16 protein-coding genes are annotated in these 17,573 nt (G+C 38.5%); 8 read left to right on the top strand and 8 right to left on the bottom strand.

What is annotated here, in order from left to right; all coding sequences use genetic code 11:
• Nucleotides 1–2: 2 nt before the first annotated feature.
• The 3 genes from N8L90_RS02075 to ruvB all read right to left on the bottom strand — a co-directional run bounded on the left by N8L90_RS02075 (nucleotide 3) and on the right by ruvB (nucleotide 2,543).
• The gene (locus N8L90_RS02075) at nucleotides 3–761 is read right to left on the bottom strand and encodes an isoprenyl transferase (RefSeq protein WP_023945423.1); all 759 of its coding nucleotides are present in this window, start codon (nucleotides 759–761) and stop codon (nucleotides 3–5) included.
• 230 nt (nucleotides 762–991) lie between these two features.
• Nucleotides 992–1,564, bottom strand: a complete 573-nt coding sequence (locus N8L90_RS02070; protein WP_261023941.1) for a nucleotidyltransferase family protein — start codon at nucleotides 1,562–1,564, stop codon at nucleotides 992–994.
• Entirely contained in the window at nucleotides 1,545–2,543 is a 999-nt protein-coding gene (gene ruvB, locus N8L90_RS02065; RefSeq protein WP_023945425.1) for a Holliday junction branch migration DNA helicase RuvB, read from the bottom strand. The genes N8L90_RS02070 and ruvB overlap by 20 nt, the downstream gene beginning before the upstream one ends.
• Nucleotides 2,544–2,676: 133 nt before the next feature.
• Between ruvB and N8L90_RS02060 the strand changes: the two genes are divergently transcribed.
• Together N8L90_RS02060 and N8L90_RS02055 are read left to right on the top strand one after the other, a co-directional pair.
• Nucleotides 2,677–2,769, top strand: a complete 93-nt coding sequence (locus N8L90_RS02060; protein WP_000969508.1) for a type I toxin-antitoxin system Fst family toxin — start codon at nucleotides 2,677–2,679, stop codon at nucleotides 2,767–2,769.
• 341 nt (nucleotides 2,770–3,110) lie between these two features.
• Complete coding sequence (locus N8L90_RS02055; protein ID WP_125451129.1) at nucleotides 3,111–3,203, top strand: type I toxin-antitoxin system Fst family toxin; 93 nt, start codon at nucleotides 3,111–3,113, stop codon at nucleotides 3,201–3,203.
• A 559-nt stretch (nucleotides 3,204–3,762) separates the two neighbouring features.
• Here the strand turns inward: N8L90_RS02055 and N8L90_RS02050 are convergent.
• The 5 genes from N8L90_RS02050 to leuS all read right to left on the bottom strand — a co-directional run bounded on the left by N8L90_RS02050 (nucleotide 3,763) and on the right by leuS (nucleotide 9,608).
• Complete coding sequence (locus N8L90_RS02050; protein ID WP_060805953.1) at nucleotides 3,763–4,179, bottom strand: GNAT family N-acetyltransferase; 417 nt, start codon at nucleotides 4,177–4,179, stop codon at nucleotides 3,763–3,765.
• A gap of 11 nt (nucleotides 4,180–4,190) precedes the next feature.
• On the bottom strand, nucleotides 4,191–4,886 hold the full coding sequence (locus N8L90_RS02045) for a GNAT family N-acetyltransferase (RefSeq protein WP_001144923.1): 696 nt from the start codon (nucleotides 4,884–4,886) through the stop codon (nucleotides 4,191–4,193).
• A gap of 298 nt (nucleotides 4,887–5,184) precedes the next feature.
• Entirely contained in the window at nucleotides 5,185–6,417 is a 1,233-nt protein-coding gene (locus N8L90_RS02040; RefSeq protein ID WP_060805952.1) for an acyl-CoA thioesterase/BAAT N-terminal domain-containing protein, read from the bottom strand.
• Nucleotides 6,418–6,473: 56 nt separating this feature from the next.
• A complete protein-coding gene (locus N8L90_RS02035) occupies nucleotides 6,474–6,929 on the bottom strand; it encodes a MarR family winged helix-turn-helix transcriptional regulator (protein WP_060805951.1) in 456 nt (151 codons plus the stop codon).
• Nucleotides 6,930–7,106: 177 nt separating this feature from the next.
• Nucleotides 7,107–9,608, bottom strand: a complete 2,502-nt coding sequence (gene leuS, locus N8L90_RS02030; protein WP_060805950.1) for a leucine--tRNA ligase — start codon at nucleotides 9,606–9,608, stop codon at nucleotides 7,107–7,109.
• A gap of 147 nt (nucleotides 9,609–9,755) precedes the next feature.
• Between leuS and N8L90_RS02025 the strand changes: the two genes are divergently transcribed.
• The 6 genes from N8L90_RS02025 (at nucleotide 9,756) to N8L90_RS02000 (ending at nucleotide 17,462) form a co-directional block, all read left to right on the top strand.
• Nucleotides 9,756–11,405, top strand: a complete 1,650-nt coding sequence (locus N8L90_RS02025; RefSeq protein WP_000019710.1) for a sensor histidine kinase — start codon at nucleotides 9,756–9,758, stop codon at nucleotides 11,403–11,405.
• Nucleotides 11,398–12,168, top strand: a complete 771-nt coding sequence (locus N8L90_RS02020; RefSeq protein ID WP_000475407.1) for a response regulator transcription factor — start codon at nucleotides 11,398–11,400, stop codon at nucleotides 12,166–12,168. The genes N8L90_RS02025 and N8L90_RS02020 overlap by 8 nt, the downstream gene beginning before the upstream one ends.
• Nucleotides 12,169–12,460: 292 nt before the next feature.
• A complete protein-coding gene (locus N8L90_RS02015) occupies nucleotides 12,461–13,501 on the top strand; it encodes an ABC transporter substrate-binding protein (protein WP_049515497.1) in 1,041 nt (346 codons plus the stop codon).
• Between the two features lie 162 nt (nucleotides 13,502–13,663).
• The gene (locus N8L90_RS02010; protein WP_000731167.1) at nucleotides 13,664–14,710 is read left to right on the top strand and encodes an ABC transporter substrate-binding protein; all 1,047 of its coding nucleotides are present in this window, start codon (nucleotides 13,664–13,666) and stop codon (nucleotides 14,708–14,710) included.
• Nucleotides 14,711–14,722: 12 nt separating this feature from the next.
• Nucleotides 14,723–15,814 (top strand): ABC transporter ATP-binding protein, encoded by a 1,092-nt coding sequence (locus N8L90_RS02005; protein WP_173225171.1) that lies wholly within the window; start codon nucleotides 14,723–14,725, stop codon nucleotides 15,812–15,814.
• Nucleotides 15,804–17,462, top strand: coding sequence for an ABC transporter permease (locus tag N8L90_RS02000; protein WP_045612359.1), 1,659 nt, complete (start codon nucleotides 15,804–15,806; stop codon nucleotides 17,460–17,462). The genes N8L90_RS02005 and N8L90_RS02000 overlap by 11 nt, the downstream gene beginning before the upstream one ends.
• Nucleotides 17,463–17,573: the final 111 nt, after the last annotated feature.

Here is a 17,573-nt window from a genome sequence, read left to right as displayed (position 1 = left end):
TCCTAAACTCCTCCAAATCGGCGATGACGACGATTGTATGCAAGAATGGCTTCCTGCAAGGCTACCTCGTCAAAATCAGGCCACAAGGTGTCCGTAAAATAGAGCTCACTATAGGCTCCCTGCCATGGAAGAAAATTGCTCAAACGCAATTCTCCACTAGTACGGATAATCAAGTCTGGATCTCGTACATCCTTAGGCAAATGCTGAGTAAAGAGATAGTTGCCAATTAATTCCTCTGTGATGTCACCTGGGTTGATTTTGGCATCTAACACATCCTGGGAAATCAACTTAAGAGCCTGTGTAATCTCAGCACGTCCACCATAGTTGAGGGCAAAATTAAGAATCAAACCTGTGTTGTTCTTAGTCAATTTCTCAGCTTTAGTAAGAGCTTCAAAGGTTTGCTTAGGCAGGCGGTCTGTTTCCCCAATCATTTGAATCTTAACATTATTCGCATGCAATTCCGGGACATAATTATCATAAAACTCTACTGGCAAGTTCATGATAAACTTGACTTCCTGATCTGGACGGGTCCAGTTTTCCGTAGAAAAAGCATAAACTGTAATAACCTTGACGCCTAGTTTGTTGGCTGCCTTGGTCACAGTTTGCAATGCTTCCATGCCCGCCTTATGTCCAAAAACTCGCGGTTGCATACGTTTTTTAGCCCAACGGCCATTGCCATCCATGATGATGCCGATATGAGCAGGAACCTGTGTCGGAACCTCTACTTCCACAGCCTTATCTTTCTTAAAAAATCCAAACATGATCTTATTCCTATTCAAAAATCTATCGTTTCATTATACCATATTTCCCTATTTTCTTCTATCACTAAGCTATTTATTCTCAGGCACAAAGCCCATTTTTCAAAAAAATAAGCCGCCTGATTGGGCGACTCAATTTTTATAGGGAGATTATTATGAAAAAGTTTTAGGAGTTTAAGTTAAGGTCTTCTTAACTTATGAACTTAGTATACACTTCCTAGCTTAAAGTTTCCTTAAGTATTTTTAAAAATCAAATTTTTCCATTTCTCCTGCCAATTTTTCTTGGATAGACGTGTTCGATAAAGTTCCATTCGGTCTTCATTTTCTAAGAAATGAGGAGTTGGACGAACTTGAAAATTCAAAATATCCTCCAAACCATAAGGTGCATAGAGCTCAAAATCCAATTCTTCATTCAAGCGCAGTCCAACTGCCGTACACCGTTCTGGATACTTACTCATAGCATCACGAGAACTGGTATAGGGAGAAGTGTGAGGACTGTGCTGGTGCATATAGACCTGATTTTTCAACTCCCACTGGTACTGAGGAAAGTCCTCTCGCAGTTTTTTCTCTAGGGACAAGGTTTCCTCGTAAGAAATATCTGGATCAAAGAAAATTACATCTACATCTGTTTCACAGTCAAAAGGAGATTTGTCTGACAAGAGATTCCAGATGAAATTTCTGACAGAACCTGCCGCCAACCAGGAATCTGTCAACTCCAAGTTTCGGATGATAGTCAGAATAGCCATCATATCTGGATTTTTTCTAAAAGCCTCTAGAATTTCTTGCTTATTTTTCATTGTACTCATATCCCAAATGCTCATATGCCTTAGCAGTCGCCACCCGTCCAGACCGCGTCCGCATGATAAAGCCTTTTTGAATCAAGTAGGGCTCATACATGTCTTCAACTGTCTCACGCTCTTCTGCTATGTTAACAGAAAGAGTTCCTAATCCGACAGGGCCACCACCGTACACCTCAATCATGGTCCGAAGGATTTTCTGGTCCACATAGTCCAGACCTTCATGGTCAACATCCAGCATGGTCAAAGCCTTATCCGTAATAAGATCATCGATCACCCCATTCCCCATTATCTGGGCAAAATCGCGCACGCGCTTGAGGAGGCGATTGGCAATACGAGGAGTACCTCGACTACGCAAGGCCAACTCAGACGCTGCCTCATGAGTGATTTCCATCTCAAAAATATCTGCCGTCCGCTCAACAATTTCCGTCAAGTCAGCATGAGCATAATACTCCATATGACCTGTAATCCCAAAACGTGCCCGTAGCGGATTTGAGAGCATACCAGCCCGAGTCGTCGCACCAATCAAGGTAAAAGGTGGCAACTCCAAATGAACACTGCGACTGCCTTCACCAGCACCAATCATGATATCAATGTAAAAGTCCTCCATGGCACTATAAAGCACCTCTTCCACCGACATGGGCAAGCGATGAATCTCATCAATAAAAAGGACATCCCCAGGCTCTAAGTCATTCAAAATCGCTACCAAATCACCGGCTTTTTCAATGACAGGCCCAGACGTCTGCTTGAGATTGACACCCAGTTCATTGGCAATAACAAAGGCCATGGTCGTTTTCCCCAAACCTGGAGGCCCAAATAAGAGGACATGATCCAGCGCTTCATCCCGCATTTTGGCAGCTTCAATAAAGATTTGTAGCTGGTCCTTGACCTTGTCCTGCCCAATATATTCACGTAAATACTGAGGACGGAGCGTGCGTTCTACTAACTCCTCATCCCCTATTATCTCATTATCTAAAATTCTACTCATGGCTCTATTATATCAAAAATCCAAGCCACAAACAAAAAAGCCACCCGATTGGGTGACTCCTGAGTTTAGCACATATGTGGTATAATATCATACGGCACTTCTACACCGCCTGCGAAAGGAGGTGAGATAGCCCATGATGGATACAATACTTAAAACTATCATCGGACCAATTGTGGTCGGTGTCGTTCTTCGGATAGTCGATAAATGGCTAAACAAGGACAAATAGTGTCAAAAAGACCCCAAGCTTAATGTGGAAGTTAGCTTGGGGTCTTTTCTAGCCTATGATATAGACACAATACTTAATTCCCTTTTATTATCCCATAGTTCACAAAATTTGTCAAAGGTTTATATCTTCATCAATTCAGCTTCTCCAACTTTAGAATCTGTCCAATAAAGTTTATAAGATTAAGTAAAAGTTATCGGAAAATGATGTTTAAAATAGTCCCCAAAAGCCTGAAATAGAGCCAAAAAACTCCACCTGATTGGATGACTCCCGAGTTTAGCACTTATGTGGTATAATATTCTACGGCACTACTACACCGCCTACGAAAGGAGGTGAGATAGCCCATGATGGAACTAATCCTTAAAACTATCATCGGACCAATTGTGGTCGGTGTTGTTCTTCGCTTAGTCGATAAATGGCTAAACAAGAACAAATAGTGTCAAAAAAGACCCCAAGCTTATTTGGACGTGAGCTTGGGGTCTTTTCTAGTCCATGATATAGAACTAATCCTTAATTCCTCTCCATTATCCCACAGTTCACAAAATTTGTCAAAACTTTACATCCTCTTTAACCACTGTACGACAAAACGTTCAAGGTTAAGCGAAAGTTATCGGAAAATGATGTTTAGAAAACTCCTCAAAAGCCTGAAATAGAGCCAAAAAACTCCACCTGATTGGGTGGAGTTAAGGGAGATTATTATGAAAAAGAAAAGTTTAGGATTTTATTAAATAAAGTTAGGAGGTCTTTATTTAATAACTATATGATACAAGACGAAGCTTAAAACTAGCTTAACTTTTCTCAAATTCTACCATTTTTAAAAAAATTTCTATCAGCATCACCTACCCACGAAAAAAGCCACCTGATTAGGTGACTTCATTAGGAGATTATGATGAAAAAAGTTTTAGGATTTCATTAAATAAAGTTAGGAGGTCTTTATTTAATAACTATATAATACTAGACCATCCTTAAACTTTGCTTAAGAATAAACAAGTTTTATTATTTTTCTCTGTTTATCCAAGTCATTCCTGTACAATCATAGGTAGATAAGGTTTCAAAGCCCATAAAACGATAGAATTCCAAGGTTCTTTCTGTCTCTTCTGTCACCAGCTGGACTTGATAGGCATCTTTGTAATCTTTTAAAGCCTCTTTCATCAAGGAGCTACCAATCCCTTGGCGCTGATAGCTAGGCAAAACAATCAAATCTTGTACAAAAACTGATGAAAATCCATCTCCAACCAAACGAATCAAGCCCACCACAGCATCGCCATCAAGCGCCAGATAAATTACTAATGAATGAGACAAGGCCTGCTCCAGCATCTGAGGTTGATGGGTATAATTTGTCCAACCGACAGCCTGATAGAGATGCAAAACATCCTCTAGCTTGACAATTTCTTGCTTTTTAATAGTAATCATCTCAACACCTCTTAAAGCTCTCTCAAGCTCTTGTACTGTTGTCCATTTTTATCAAAGTTTTCAGGACGCAACCATATTTCCAAACGAGCTTTGATTTTTGGCCAGTCCTTATCAATCATAGACAACCAATCCGTATCCCTCGTACGCCCCTTATAAATCACTGCCTGACGGAAGGTTCCTTCATAAATAAAGCCCAAACGTTCCGCTGCTCGTCTTGATGGCAGGTTAAGAGCATCGCATTTCCACTCATAACGACGATAGTTTAGGTCTTCAAAGACATAGCGAGCCAGTAGATACTGAGCTTCTGTTCCTATCCGTGTGCCTCTTAGCTCTGGAGAAAAAGTGACAGCTCCCACTTCTATTACTCGGTTATTCTGATCAATTCGCATGAGGGAAAAAGTTCCCAAAGCCTTACCAGTTGCCTTGTCTACAATCGCATAGTAAAAGCGGTCCTTACGAGCCAACATCTGATTTAAAAGGCTAACCAGTTCCTCCATATCTGCCACTGGTTCCTGAAAGAGGTAGGTCCACATCTCCCGAGGAGTATCTGAACCATAAACAGCTAATAAATCCTCCGCATGCTTTTCCACTGAAAGAGCTTCTATTCGAGCATAACGCCCTTCTAAGAAATCAATAGAAGGCAATTCACCTGGTGTATAACCTTCCATTGACTCCCCAATCATCTGACCATATTCATTTACTGGCATAGCTTTCTCCTTGTTTCACTTATTGAATATAGTATAACATATCTCAATGAAAATTTTAGGAAACACTTGGTTTTCTATTCAATAATGCAAACTCCTCTTATAAAAATCATCCATCCACTTTATAGAGGAATAATCAAATATGGGAACGAGTGAGTTAATTCCCCTTATGCTTCTCTCTATTTTTTACTGTTTGTATTCAAATTTCTCTTGTTTTAGTGTTTGCTTTTGTAGACTGGACTACCAACCAGAACTGTGTTTTTATCTTAGTTGGGACTATTATAGTACGGTTCAGCACTATCTACAAATTCTTCAGATGTGTATCAAAAAAATTTATCGTAGCAAACCAAGAGTCTACACTTTCTTTCATTAATAAGCGCCAATCTTTTCTATAACGATGATTCGGTTGATAAGCAATCGTCAACATATGCCCTGTTTCATGGTATTTTTTAAACAAAATGGATTCCCCTTTATAATGTGAAATGATATCATCTATCGCGGATGATGCATTCCATATTTCATCAACATCGCTTCCTAGTAATAATAAAGGAGAGGAAATTTTACTCACATCAATCTGAGCCCTACTATCTTCAGGAATATGTTTTCCAAAAAACTTGTTTAACAGATAATTTCCTAACTGAAATTTTTGATACGGAAGTTCTTTTTGTAAATATGTCCAAGAAGATGAATGAGAGTTGAGTTTTCCCTTTATTCCCTCAAATATTACATTTGAGGGGGAATTGAGTACCAAACATTGCACATCTTTCAAAATACTTTGTCCAGCCAGAACAAGTTCTGCTCCTTTAGAGCGACCATATATTCCTATTTTTGTATTATCAACTTGAGGATGATGATATAGAAAATCTTTCGCCTCCTCCAGACATTCTATTGGAATTCGTTCTAAATTTTGGGGTAATCCCTCTAAACCAAAATAAGCTATCGCAAGACAAATATAGCCTCTTGAAGATAAAAGTTGGGCAATATTCTGAGCTTTTTCAATTCTTCCCTCACTACCACTAACAATAATCACGGCTGGCGCCCTTCTTAACTTTTCATCATAAAATAATCGACCTTGAAAATGCTTGTCATAGATATCTTGATATCTTACTCCTAGATTCATATAACGCCTTACAAAACTTTGCTCCGCGACCACATCTTTCCCTAGCCTGATTTTAATTTCAACACCAAAACAATCTCGTAATGGAATTCTATCAAGAGAACTCGGTAATCTCCTTTTCCTATTCTTCAACGGTTTCGCATTAAAGAATAATCCCATTTCTGAAATCCCTTTATAAGATCCCGAAATAGATGCTGTCTGAGAGGTATCAATCATACCGTCCTGATCAGATAAAAAAATTGCGGTTGATTTCCATATAACATCATGATCTAAAAGCAAGGGAGCATTTATACAGTAATAATCAGACAGGTACATTTCTACACAATACATTGCCCTTGGTTCTAAACCATTAATAGCAATATAAAAAGATTCATCCGCTAAATCTGTTTGTGAAATCAGTTCTATGTTTACAGTCATATCTTCTCCTTTTTGTTAATTTGCTTAACAATTATATTTGAAATTTACCGTGACTTTTACCACGGTAATTCTCCCCACACCTTTTCAATATCATCCATCAATTTCACAACTGTTTTAAGTTCCACCTCGCTATAGTTGTTTAAAACTGAAAAGATTGATTTTTCAATATATGCTTGTTGCTCCTTATGGATTTTAAAAATTTCGATGCCTTTTTCAGATAATCTCAAATATTTATTTTTCCCATTATTCGGATCAAAATCAAAAACAACTAAATTTTTTTGAAGCAATCTTCTAACACTTTGAGTTATTGCACTTCTCGAAACTTCTAATAATTCAGATAATTTTACTAGATTCAAGGGCTGATTTTTTCCAATCACAACAATCAAATGTACCTCATTCAACGTAATGGATTTGTCAACACCACTTTTATGTTGATTTTTTTTTAACTGGTCAAACGCTAAAATAAATCTATTGAAACGATTATTAAATGCAATAAATTCTTTTTTATCCATAATCTCTCTTTTCTTTGTTAATCATATTAACAAAATAGAAACTTCCTGTCAAATAAAAAATCCTCCAGATTCTACTCTGAAGGATTCCTATCTTATTTCACAACAATATTAACCAATTTAGTTGGCTTCAATAGTCCAGTGGACTATTGAAGGTGGCAGATAGAGCTAATAAACTCGTTATTTAACGACGATATTAACGAGTTTGTTAGGTACTGCAATCACTTTCACGATTTCCTTACCGTCAATTTCTGCTTTGACTTTTTCATCAGCGAGAGCAATCTCTTGCAATTCTTCGCGTGATAGATCTTTGGCTACCATCAATTTGGCACGGACTTTACCTTTGATTTGGACGACGATTTCGATTTCGTCTTCAACCAATTTGCTTTCGTCCCATGTTGGCCAAGCGACATAAGAAATTGATTCACCTGTTGCTGCCACTGTTTGCCAGAGTTCTTCTGCCAAGTGAGGCGCAAATGGGGCGATCAATTGGATAAAGCCTTTAGCGTAGTCCACATAGAGCTTGTCTTCCTTGTTAGCGGCGTTGACAAAGACCATAAGTTGGGCAATAGCTGTGTTGAATTTCATGGATTCGATTTGCTCAGTGACAGATTTAACGGTTTCGTTATAAACCTTGTCAAGATCACCATTATTTTCCGCAACGATTTCTTTACTTGTAATCAAACGGTAAACACGGTCAAGGAACTTACGGCTTCCTTCCAGACCTTCTTCTGACCAAGCAATTGAAGCATCAAGTGGGCCCATGAACATTTCATAGACGCGAAGGGTATCGGCACCGTATTGTTCCACTACGTCATCTGGGTTGACAACGTTCTTAAGAGATTTAGACATCTTGGCTGGTGCTTGCTCCAACTCTTCTCCTGTTTCCACATGGAAGAAGGAACCGTCACGTTTTTCAACCTTGTCAGTCGCCACAAGAGCCCCACGGTGGTCACGGTAGCTAGTTCCCAAAATCATTCCTTGATTAAAGAGTTTTTGGAATGGCTCTTTAGTAGGTACAACACCGAGGTCATAGAGGAATTTGTGCCAGAAACGAGCGTAGAGCAAGTGAAGAACAGCATGCTCTGCACCACCAACGTAGATATCTACTGGCAACCATTGTTTTAGGAGGTCCTCATCAGCCAATTTCTCAGTATTATGTGGATCAATATAACGGAGGTAATACCAGCTTGAACCTGCCCACTGTGGCATGGTATTTGTTTCACGACGACCCTTGACACCATCTTCACGAGTCACTTCAAGCCAGTCTGTCAAGTTAGCTAGTGGACTTTCACCAGTACCTGAAGGGCGGATATCCTTAGTTACAGGCAAGACAAGTGGCAATTCATTTTCAGGAACAGCTGTTGAAGTTCCATCTTCCCAATGAATGATTGGAATTGGCTCACCCCAGTAACGTTGACGGCTAAAGAGCCAGTCGCGGAGACGGTAGGTAACCTTCTCTTGACCACAGCCGTTTTCTTCCAACCAAGCCACAATCTTAGCAATAGCATCTTCTTTGTTCAATCCATCTAGGAAGTCTGAATTGACATGAAGCCCATCTTCTGTGTAGGCAGCTTCTGCTACATTTCCACCTTCAAGTACTTCTACGATTGGAAGGTCAAATTGTTTGGCAAATTCCCAGTCACGTTGGTCATGGGCAGGTACAGCCATTACCGCTCCTGTTCCATAACTAGCAAGAACATAGTCTGCAATCCAGATTGGAATTTCCTTGCCGTTTACAGGGTTGATGGCATAAGCACCAATCCAAACTCCTGTTTTTTCTTTAGCAAGATCTGTACGAGCCAAGTCAGACTTGAGACTAGCTTGGTGTTTGTAGTCTGCTACGGCTTCTGCTTGCTCTGGGCTTGTGATAGCATCAACCAAGTCATGCTCAGGAGCCAAGACTGTGAAAGTCGCACCGAAAAGGGTGTCAGGACGAGTCGTAAAGACTGTGAATTCCTTGTCTGTTCCCTTAACTTTGAAGGTTACATTGGCACCAGTTGATTTACCAATCCAGTTGCGTTGCATGTCCTTGATAGACTCTGGCCAATCCAACTCATCCAAGTCATTAAGCAAGCGCTCTGCATAGGCCGTGATTTTAAGCATCCATTGACGCATCGGTTTGCGGACAACAGGATAGCCACCACGCTCAGAAGTTCCATCAGGAAGAACTTCTTCGTTTGCGATAGCTGTTCCCAATTCCTCAACCCAGTTTACTGGTACTTCCGCTTCATAGGCCAAACCTTTTTCATAAAGCTTGGTGAAAATCCATTGCGTCCACTTGTAGTAGTTTGGATCTGTTGTGTTGACTTCACGATCCCAGTCATAAGAAAATCCAAGCGCATTAATTTGGCGTTTGAAGTTGGCAATATTTTCCGCTGTAAATTCTGCTGGATCATTACCTGTATCCATAGCGTATTGCTCTGCAGGCAAACCAAAAGCATCCCACCCCATTGGGTGAAGTACGTTGTATCCTTGCGCACGTTTGTAACGGCTGAGGATATCGGTTGCAGTATAACCTTCTGGGTGTCCTACGTGCAGACCCGCTCCAGACGGATAAGGGAACATATCAAGAGCATAAAACTTCGGTTTTGAAGCATCTGTTCCTGTCTTAAATGTATGATGTTCTGCCCAGTAGCCCTGCCACTTAGGCTCAATTTCTTTATGATTGTAAAAACTCATGGTCTCTCTCCAATTTTGTGATGTTACTATTATACCATTTTTGAGGGAATTTGGTCTCGTTCTATTCTATACTTTTCTATTTTACCTTGCTCTAGAATTTTTAAACTGCTATACTTATAACAGAAAACCCTTCCAAGGAGGTAGCGGATGTCTCATTCCTTTAAAAAATCTCTCCAAAAAGAAATTCTCCATAGAAGCTCTATCGCAGCTTTTATGACCTCTCTTTTACTACTCATTTTACTTTTTGGTTTTTCCTATTTTTTACAAAAGCAGCAACTCTCCAAAGATACGAGACAGATTGTCAAACAGGTTCAAGAGATGAAAGAAGCCAATAATGAGCTCCTGACTACTATGAACCATAAAATGATTCCAGGATTTTTGGATGGCAAACACACAGAGCGAGAAGTCTTTAGCTTATTTTACGAGACAAAAGCTAGACTGAAGCTTAGTTCTGACCTCATTATCCTAAGTGATACAGGTGAATTACTATTTAGTACCAATCGCAATCATCAAGAAAGTATTTTATCTCCCTACTATCTAAAATTGCTCATTCAAAATCCTTCTCAAGAAAAAGTGACAGAAAAAATTGCACTCTCTTCAGACAAGCAACACTACACACTCTTTATCAAACCACTACTTCAAAACCAACGAGTTAAGGCCTATACTATTGCTTTCGTAAATGAGAATGATTTCATCTCAAGTTTCCCAATGATCAATTCCAAATACATCATTACCGATAGCTTTGGAAATATGTTTTCTAACAATACAAATCAGTTCACTCGTTCCACTCTTGAAAAATTTGATGAAAAACTCCTACACTCTCGCACCCACTGGTATGCGAACGAACCGCTTATTGTTCAAAAAGAAAAAGTCAGTGCTATTTTTTCAATCTATACTTTTCAATCCTTCTTTCCCATTCCTAGCTTACTTGGTCTAGCCTCCATTCTCACCTTATGTATATTCTTCCTCTACTTTTGGCAAGCAAGGCGAATTGCTCATAAAATTGCGACACACAATGCTGTTCCTATTGAAAGTTTGGTTTACCAACTTCAAGAAATTCCCAAACAAGCAGAAAAAAGGCTTTCTCTACAAACAGGTGATGAGTTTGAATTTATGGCAGAAAAAATTAATAATATGTTGTATGAATTAGATCAACTTCATCAAAAAATGCTAACCATCGAAAAAGAAAAGTGGATTTTTGAAAGAAAAATGCTGGAAGCTCAGTTCAATCCTCATTTTCTCTACAATACACTTGAGACAATTAAAATTACTTCTTTAATGGATGCCGCTCTCACACAAGACCTGATTCAAAACCTCACGCGCATTCTTCGCTACAGTATCACCGATTTAGAAAAAGAAACAACCATTTGTCAGGATTTAAAGATTATAGAGGATTACCTGATTATTCATAAGATTCGTTTTGAGCACTTTTCTTATGATATTGTCTGTCCAGAAACTGTCGATAATCAGCCTATTCCTAAACTTTTCTTGCTTCCTCTAGTAGAAAATGCTATAAAATATGGAATGCAATACCGTATTGATCTTCATATTGATATCCAAATTACCTTGGAATCAGATTCTCTAACTTTTTTAGTCAAGGATAATGCTGGAGGACTCACAAAACAAGAGCGACTCGCTATTTTAGACTCTTTAGAAAGCCCTCATACCCAGCATGGCATCGTTAACAGCTATAAACGATTGAGCAATTTCTTTTCTGATGTCCAGCTAGATTTAGGAGTCAATCGCCAAGGAGAAACTTGGGTCAAATTTATAACGAAAGGACTAACTCATGTTTAAGCTCATTATCGTAGAAGACGAACACCTCATTCGAAAATGGCTAGAGATTGCCGTAGACTACTCTGCCTTAGGTATCCAAGTAGTAGGAACTGCCAGTCACGGTCAAGAGGGAATGAAACTCATCCAAGAAAAAGAACCTCATATTGTCTTAACAGACATCACAATGCCAATTATGGATGCTTTTATGATGTTCGAAGCCACTCGTACTCTCTCCTATGAAAAAGTTATCTTATCAGGTTATAACGATTTTCAAAATGCCAAAAAAGCCATGCAATATGGGGCAGTTGATTTCTTATCCAAACCAATTGATACCAAGGAGTTGACAGAATGTCTTCAAAAAATTGTTTTGCGATTACGAGTTAGCACTCGTCAAGAAACTCCTTTTTTAGAAGAATATCAAACTTTACTTACCTCTATCCAACAAATTGATACACAAAACCAAATCATTCAGCAAATTCTTGAATTTGTTCATCAACACTACTGTATGCACTTTACCATTTCTAGCATTGCAGAGAATCTAGGGTATAGCGAAAGTTATCTATATAAGGTTATCAAAGAAGACTTCCCAATGACGCTAAATGAATATATCTTACGCTACCGCCTCAAGCAAGCTATAGATAAAATGGCTGAATCCCCCAATTCCCCCCTAAGCGATATCTCTGAACAAATTGGATTTTCAGACTATAAATATTTTGCAAAAGTTTTTAAAAAGTATCTCCATATTTCTCCAAAAGAATTAAAACTCATGGATAAAAACCATTGATGTAAAAGGATTGCTCAGCTCAGGCAATCTTTTTATTTTGTGCTTTTACCCAATGAAAATCAAAGTGCTAACTACTCAAATCATAGCTTTGAGATTGCAGATAAAGCGACGTGTTTTGAAGAGTATTACCATCAAAATCTCAGCTACAATTCACCCATCCTTGCTCTAGGAACTCATTTCCTATTTTTCGTTTTAGATTTCTTTAAGGTTTTTATTATATTCTGTAGGACTCTACAATTTAAAAACATTAATAATCTAGGTAGAGAAAATGTTCGTAAAAAAGGAGATACTTATGAAAAAAATACTATTCTTTCTCTCTTTTAGCTGGATATTCCTTTCTTTATCAGGATGTTCTTCTCCTATAGAAGCGGAAACTAGCTCTGAAAAAGATTCAGATAACACTTTGGTTGTCTACTCGCCTAACCCTGAAGACCTTATCGAAGAGACAATACCTGCCTTCGAAGAAAAATATGGTATTAAGGTTGATTTAGTACAAGCCAGCACGGGTGAATTGTTCAAAAAAGCTGAGGCCGAAAAAGAATCCCCTGTAGCTGATGTCATTTTTGGAGGCTCCTACGCCCTCTTCTCTTCTAACGAAAATCTTTTTGAACCTTATATTTCCCAAGAAAACGACCAGATAATCCCTGAATATCAAAATAAAACAGGATTCTACACACCTTACACACTGGATGTCAGTGTCATCATTGCCAATTCATCCCTTACAAAAGATATTAAAATTGAAGGCTACAATGATCTACTCAATCCTAAATTAAAAGGAAAAATTGCTACTGCTGATCCAAGTAATGCTTCTAGTGCCTTTGCTCAATTAACAAACATGCTTGTAGACCAAGGTGGATACGAAAATGAACAAGCTTGGACCTATGTAAAAAATCTATTTACCCTAGTAGATGGAAAGATTGCATCTAGTTCTTCAAATGTTTACAAAGCTGTCGCCGATGGGGAAATGGCTGTTGGACTCACCTATGAAGATCCTGCTTTAAAACTCTTAAATGATGGGGTTGATGTAAAAGTCATTTATCCAAAAGAAGGAACCGTCTTTTTACCTGGTAACGCAGCTATCGTCAAAAATGCCAAACACATGGAAAACGCTAAGAAATTTATCGATTTCCTCCTTTCTCAAGAAATCCAAGATAAGCTAGGAACTGAAACAACAATCAGACCCATTCGTAAAAATGCTAAAACCAATAAAAATATGAAGGCTATGACAGAAATCAAGATTGCCACCGAAGATTCCGATTATGTCATTAAAAACAAATCCGCTATTCTTAAAAAGTACAATGATATTTTCACAGATATTCTATCTAAAAAATAAAATTTGATTTCCCAATGATTAACTGTCGCACCCTACTATAAAATCAAAAAGATTGCTTCCGTTTTTGTAGAGAATTTTACTCTAATAGAATAGAATTATCGGTTTTAAAAACGCTTACATTATTTTAAAATAAACTTAAATAACATAACGGAGGTATCCATCATGAAAAAGAAATGGATGTATTATGCTGCTTGCGGACTAGCTCTTTTTGGTCTTGCCGCTTGTTCTTCTAGTGAATCTGCCGATGACAGTTCATCTGATAAAGGAGACGGCGGTTCGCTAGTCGTTTATTCACCAAACTCAGAGGGCTTAATTGGAGCAACTATTCCCGCCTTTGAAGAAAAATACGGTATTAAAGTAGAACTGATTCAAGCTGGTACTGGAGAACTTTTCAAAAAACTAGAGTCAGAAAAAGAAGCTCCTGTAGCCGATGTTATCTTTGGTGGTTCTTATACACAATATGCTACCCACGGAGAACTCTTTGAAAACTATACTTCAAAAGAAAATGATAATGTTATCAAAGAATATCAAAACACAACTGGCTACTCTACTCCTTATACACTAGATGGTAGTGTTTTAATCGTCAATCCTGATTTAACGAAAGGCATGAACATCGAAGGATATAGCGACCTTCTCAAACCTGAACTAAAAGGAAAAATCGCAACTGCTGACCCAGCAAACTCTTCTAGCGCCTTTGCTCAATTAACAAATATGCTACAAGCTCAAGGTGGTTACAAAGACGATAAAGCTTGGTCTTATGTAAAAGATCTCTTCACACTTATTGATGGTAAAATCGGTTCAAGCTCATCTGGTGTCTATAAAGCAGTCGCTGACGGAGAAATGGCTGTTGGTCTCTCTTATGAAGATCCAGCAGTTAAACTCTTAAATGACGGAGCTAACATTAAGGTAGTCTATCCAAAAGAAGGAACAGTCTTCCTACCTGCTAGTGCTGCTATCGTTAAAAAAGCTAAAAATATGGAAAATGCCAAGAAATTTATCGATTTTATTATCTCTCAAGAAGTACAAGATACACTTGGTACAACCACTACTAACCGTCCTGTTCGTAAAAATGCTAAAACGAGCGAAAATATGAAACCAATTGACAAAATCAAAACACTCACTGAAGATTATGATTATGTCATCAAGAATAAATCAGATATCGTTAAGAAATACAACGAAGTCTTTACAGATATCCAATCTAAACAGTAAAAGAGGTTCACTATGAGTGAGATCAAAATTATTAACGCCAAAAAAATCTACCACGATATCCCTGTTATTGAGAATTTGAACATTACAATTCCAAAAGGAAGTCTCTTTACCCTTCTTGGACCTTCAGGATGTGGAAAAACGACTCTTCTTCGTATGATTGCAGGTTTCAACAGTATCGAAGGTGGAGAATTTTACTTCGATGATACAAAAATAAATAATATGGAACCCAGCAAACGCAATATCGGGATGGTTTTCCAAAACTACGCTATTTTCCCGCATTTGACTGTCCGAGACAATGTTGCTTTTGGTCTTAAGCAAAAGAAGGTTCCAAAAGAAGAATTGATTCAACAAACCAACAAGTATCTTGAACTCATGCAAATTGCTCAATATGCGGATCGAAAGCCCGATAAACTCAGTGGTGGACAACAACAACGTGTCGCCTTGGCACGTGCCTTAGCTGTTAATCCAAGTGTTCTCCTCATGGACGAGCCACTTAGTAATCTAGATGCCAAACTTCGCTTGGATATGCGTCAAGCCATTCGAGAAATCCAACACGAAGTGGGAATTACAACCGTTTATGTGACCCACGACCAAGAAGAAGCCATGGCTATTTCAGACCAAATTGCTGTTATGAAAGATGGGGTGATTCAACAAATCGGTCGGCCAAAAGAACTCTATCATAAACCAGCTAATGAGTTTGTGGCTACCTTTATCGGACGCACAAATATTATCCCTGCCACTCTTGAAAAACGGAGCGACGGCGCTTATATCGTCTTTTCAGATGGCTATGCTCTTCGAATGCCAGCTCTTGATCAGGCTGAGGAGCAAGCCATTCATGTAAGCATTCGTCCTGAAGAATTTATCAAAGATGAATCTGGAGATATTGAAGGAACTATTAGCGATAGCGTCTATCTTGGACTAAATACGGAGTATTTCATCGAAACAGGATTTGCCTCAAAAATTCAGGTTAGCGAAGAATCAACTTTTGAAGAAGATCTACAAAAAGGCGATCGTATTCGTCTACGAATCAATACTCAAAAATTAAACGTCTTTTCTGCAGATGGTTCACAAAACCTGATAAAAGGAGTCAACCATGGAACGTAAAAAACTAAATATTTGGACAGCCTCCTCTTTCTTCATCTTTCTTACCTATCTTGTCTTTCTGGTTTATCCTATCGTTACCGTGCTCAAGCAAGCACTCATACATGAGGGACAATTTTCACTAGCTAATTTTGTCACTTTCTTTAGTAAAGCCTACTACTCTGAGACACTTGTCAACAGTTTCAAGGTTTCCATTACCGCTACTGTCACTTCCTTAGTTGTAGGAACCCTATTAGCTTATCTCTTTTCCATGTATGACTTCAAGGGAAAGAAATTTCTACAAATATTGATTATCATTGCTTCCATGTCAGCTCCTTTCGTGGGAGCCTACTCCTGGATTCTCTTGCTGGGACGAAATGGGGTCATCACAAAATTCATAACAAATACTCTTCATCTTCCAGCTATTGATATTTATGGATTCAAAGGAATTGTACTTGTCTTTACACTGCAACTATTCCCACTGGTATTTCTATACGTTGCTGGGACAATGAAAAGTATTGACAATTCTCTACTTGAAGCTGCTGAAAGCATGGGTTCCTTCGGATTTAAGCGTATCGTAACGGTTGTTTTGCCTCTCCTAGTTCCAACCTTACTAGCAGCTGCCCTACTTGTATTTATGAGAGCATTCTCAGACTTTGGAACGCCTATGTTGATTGGTGAAGGATATCGGACTTTCCCGGTCTTGATTTATACCCAATTCATTAGCGAGGTTGGAGGAAATTCTGCTTTTGCATCTGCTTTAGCAATTATGGCGATTATCATTGCCTTAGCAATTTTTCTTATCCAAAAATACATTTCAAATCGCTACAGTTTCAGTATGAATTCGCTCCATCCAATTGAGCCTAAAAAAACTACAAAAGGAAAAATGGCTGCCATTTATGCGACAGTCTACGGAATTATCTTGTTCTCTGTTCTACCTCAAGTCTACTTGATTTATACTTCTTTCCTAAAAACATCAGGTATGGTATTTGTCAAAGGCTATTCTCTAAACAGTTACAAGGTAGCTTTCAATCGTATGGGATCTGCTATTTTCAATACTATTCGTATCCCTTTGATTGCCTTAGTTCTAGTTGTCCTATTCGCAACATTTATCTCCTACCTAGCCGTTAGAAAACGGAATGTGTTTACAAACTTAATTGACAGCCTCAGTATGGTACCTTATATTGTACCAGGAACCGTTCTAGGGATTGCCTTCATTTCTTCTTTCAATACCGGTCTATTTGGAAGTGGATTTCTTATGATTACAGGGACTGCTTTCATCTTAATTATGTCTCTATCTGTCAGAAGATTACCGTATACTATTCGCTCATCTGTTGCTAGCTTGCAACAAATAGCACCAAGTATTGAAGAAGCCGCTGAAAGTTTAGGAAGTAGCCGTCTCAATACCTTTGCCAAGATTACAACTCCAATGATGCTATCTGGTATTATTTCTGGAGCTATCCTATCTTGGGTCACAATGATTTCAGAGCTCTCTACCTCTATCCTCCTCTACAATGTCAAAACAAGAACAATGACTGTAGCTATTTATACAGAGGTTCTTAGAGGAAATTACGGTGTTGCGGCAGCCTTGTCAACTATCCTGACTATTCTAACAGTGAGTTCATTACTCTTATTTATGAAAATCTCTAAAAGCAATAGCATTACACTTTAGTTTCCCCCATCAAAAACAGCCGAAAGGATTACCCGAGTCTACTGAAAAAGTCATCAAATTGATGGCTTTTTTGTTATACTAGAGATGAGGTGAGATGATGCTTGATAATCA

It is taken from the genome of Streptococcus mitis (assembly GCF_946190115.1).
In the GTDB taxonomy this organism is placed as follows: Bacteria; Bacillota; Bacilli; order Lactobacillales; family Streptococcaceae; genus Streptococcus; species Streptococcus mitis_CO.
This window is presented reverse-complemented; position numbering and strand designations above follow the sequence as displayed.

Bases quoted from the DNA above. Each gene is read 5' to 3' on its own strand.
- N8L90_RS02055 (WP_125451129.1), top strand. From the start codon at position 3,111: ATGATGGAACTAATCCTTAAAACTATCATCGGACCAATTGTGGTCGGT.
- ruvB (WP_023945425.1), bottom strand. From the start codon at position 2,543: ATGAGTAGAATTTTAGATAATGAGATAATAGGGGATGAGGAGTTAGTA.
- N8L90_RS02010 (WP_000731167.1), top strand. From the start codon at position 13,664: ATGAAAAAGAAATGGATGTATTATGCTGCTTGCGGACTAGCTCTTTTT.
- N8L90_RS02025 (WP_000019710.1), top strand. From the start codon at position 9,756: ATGTCTCATTCCTTTAAAAAATCTCTCCAAAAAGAAATTCTCCATAGA.
- N8L90_RS02020 (WP_000475407.1), top strand. From the start codon at position 11,398: ATGTTTAAGCTCATTATCGTAGAAGACGAACACCTCATTCGAAAATGG.
- N8L90_RS02000 (WP_045612359.1), top strand. From the start codon at position 15,804: ATGGAACGTAAAAAACTAAATATTTGGACAGCCTCCTCTTTCTTCATC.
- N8L90_RS02035 (WP_060805951.1), bottom strand. From the start codon at position 6,929: ATGGATAAAAAAGAATTTATTGCATTTAATAATCGTTTCAATAGATTT.
- N8L90_RS02015 (WP_049515497.1), top strand. From the start codon at position 12,461: ATGAAAAAAATACTATTCTTTCTCTCTTTTAGCTGGATATTCCTTTCT.
- N8L90_RS02070 (WP_261023941.1), bottom strand. From the start codon at position 1,564: ATGAGTACAATGAAAAATAAGCAAGAAATTCTAGAGGCTTTTAGAAAA.
- N8L90_RS02040 (WP_060805952.1), bottom strand. From the start codon at position 6,417: ATGACTGTAAACATAGAACTGATTTCACAAACAGATTTAGCGGATGAA.
- N8L90_RS02005 (WP_173225171.1), top strand. From the start codon at position 14,723: ATGAGTGAGATCAAAATTATTAACGCCAAAAAAATCTACCACGATATC.
- N8L90_RS02045 (WP_001144923.1), bottom strand. From the start codon at position 4,886: ATGCCAGTAAATGAATATGGTCAGATGATTGGGGAGTCAATGGAAGGT.
- leuS (WP_060805950.1), bottom strand. From the start codon at position 9,608: ATGAGTTTTTACAATCATAAAGAAATTGAGCCTAAGTGGCAGGGCTAC.
- N8L90_RS02060 (WP_000969508.1), top strand. From the start codon at position 2,677: ATGATGGATACAATACTTAAAACTATCATCGGACCAATTGTGGTCGGT.
- N8L90_RS02075 (WP_023945423.1), bottom strand. From the start codon at position 761: ATGTTTGGATTTTTTAAGAAAGATAAGGCTGTGGAAGTAGAGGTTCCG.
- N8L90_RS02050 (WP_060805953.1), bottom strand. From the start codon at position 4,179: ATGATTACTATTAAAAAGCAAGAAATTGTCAAGCTAGAGGATGTTTTG.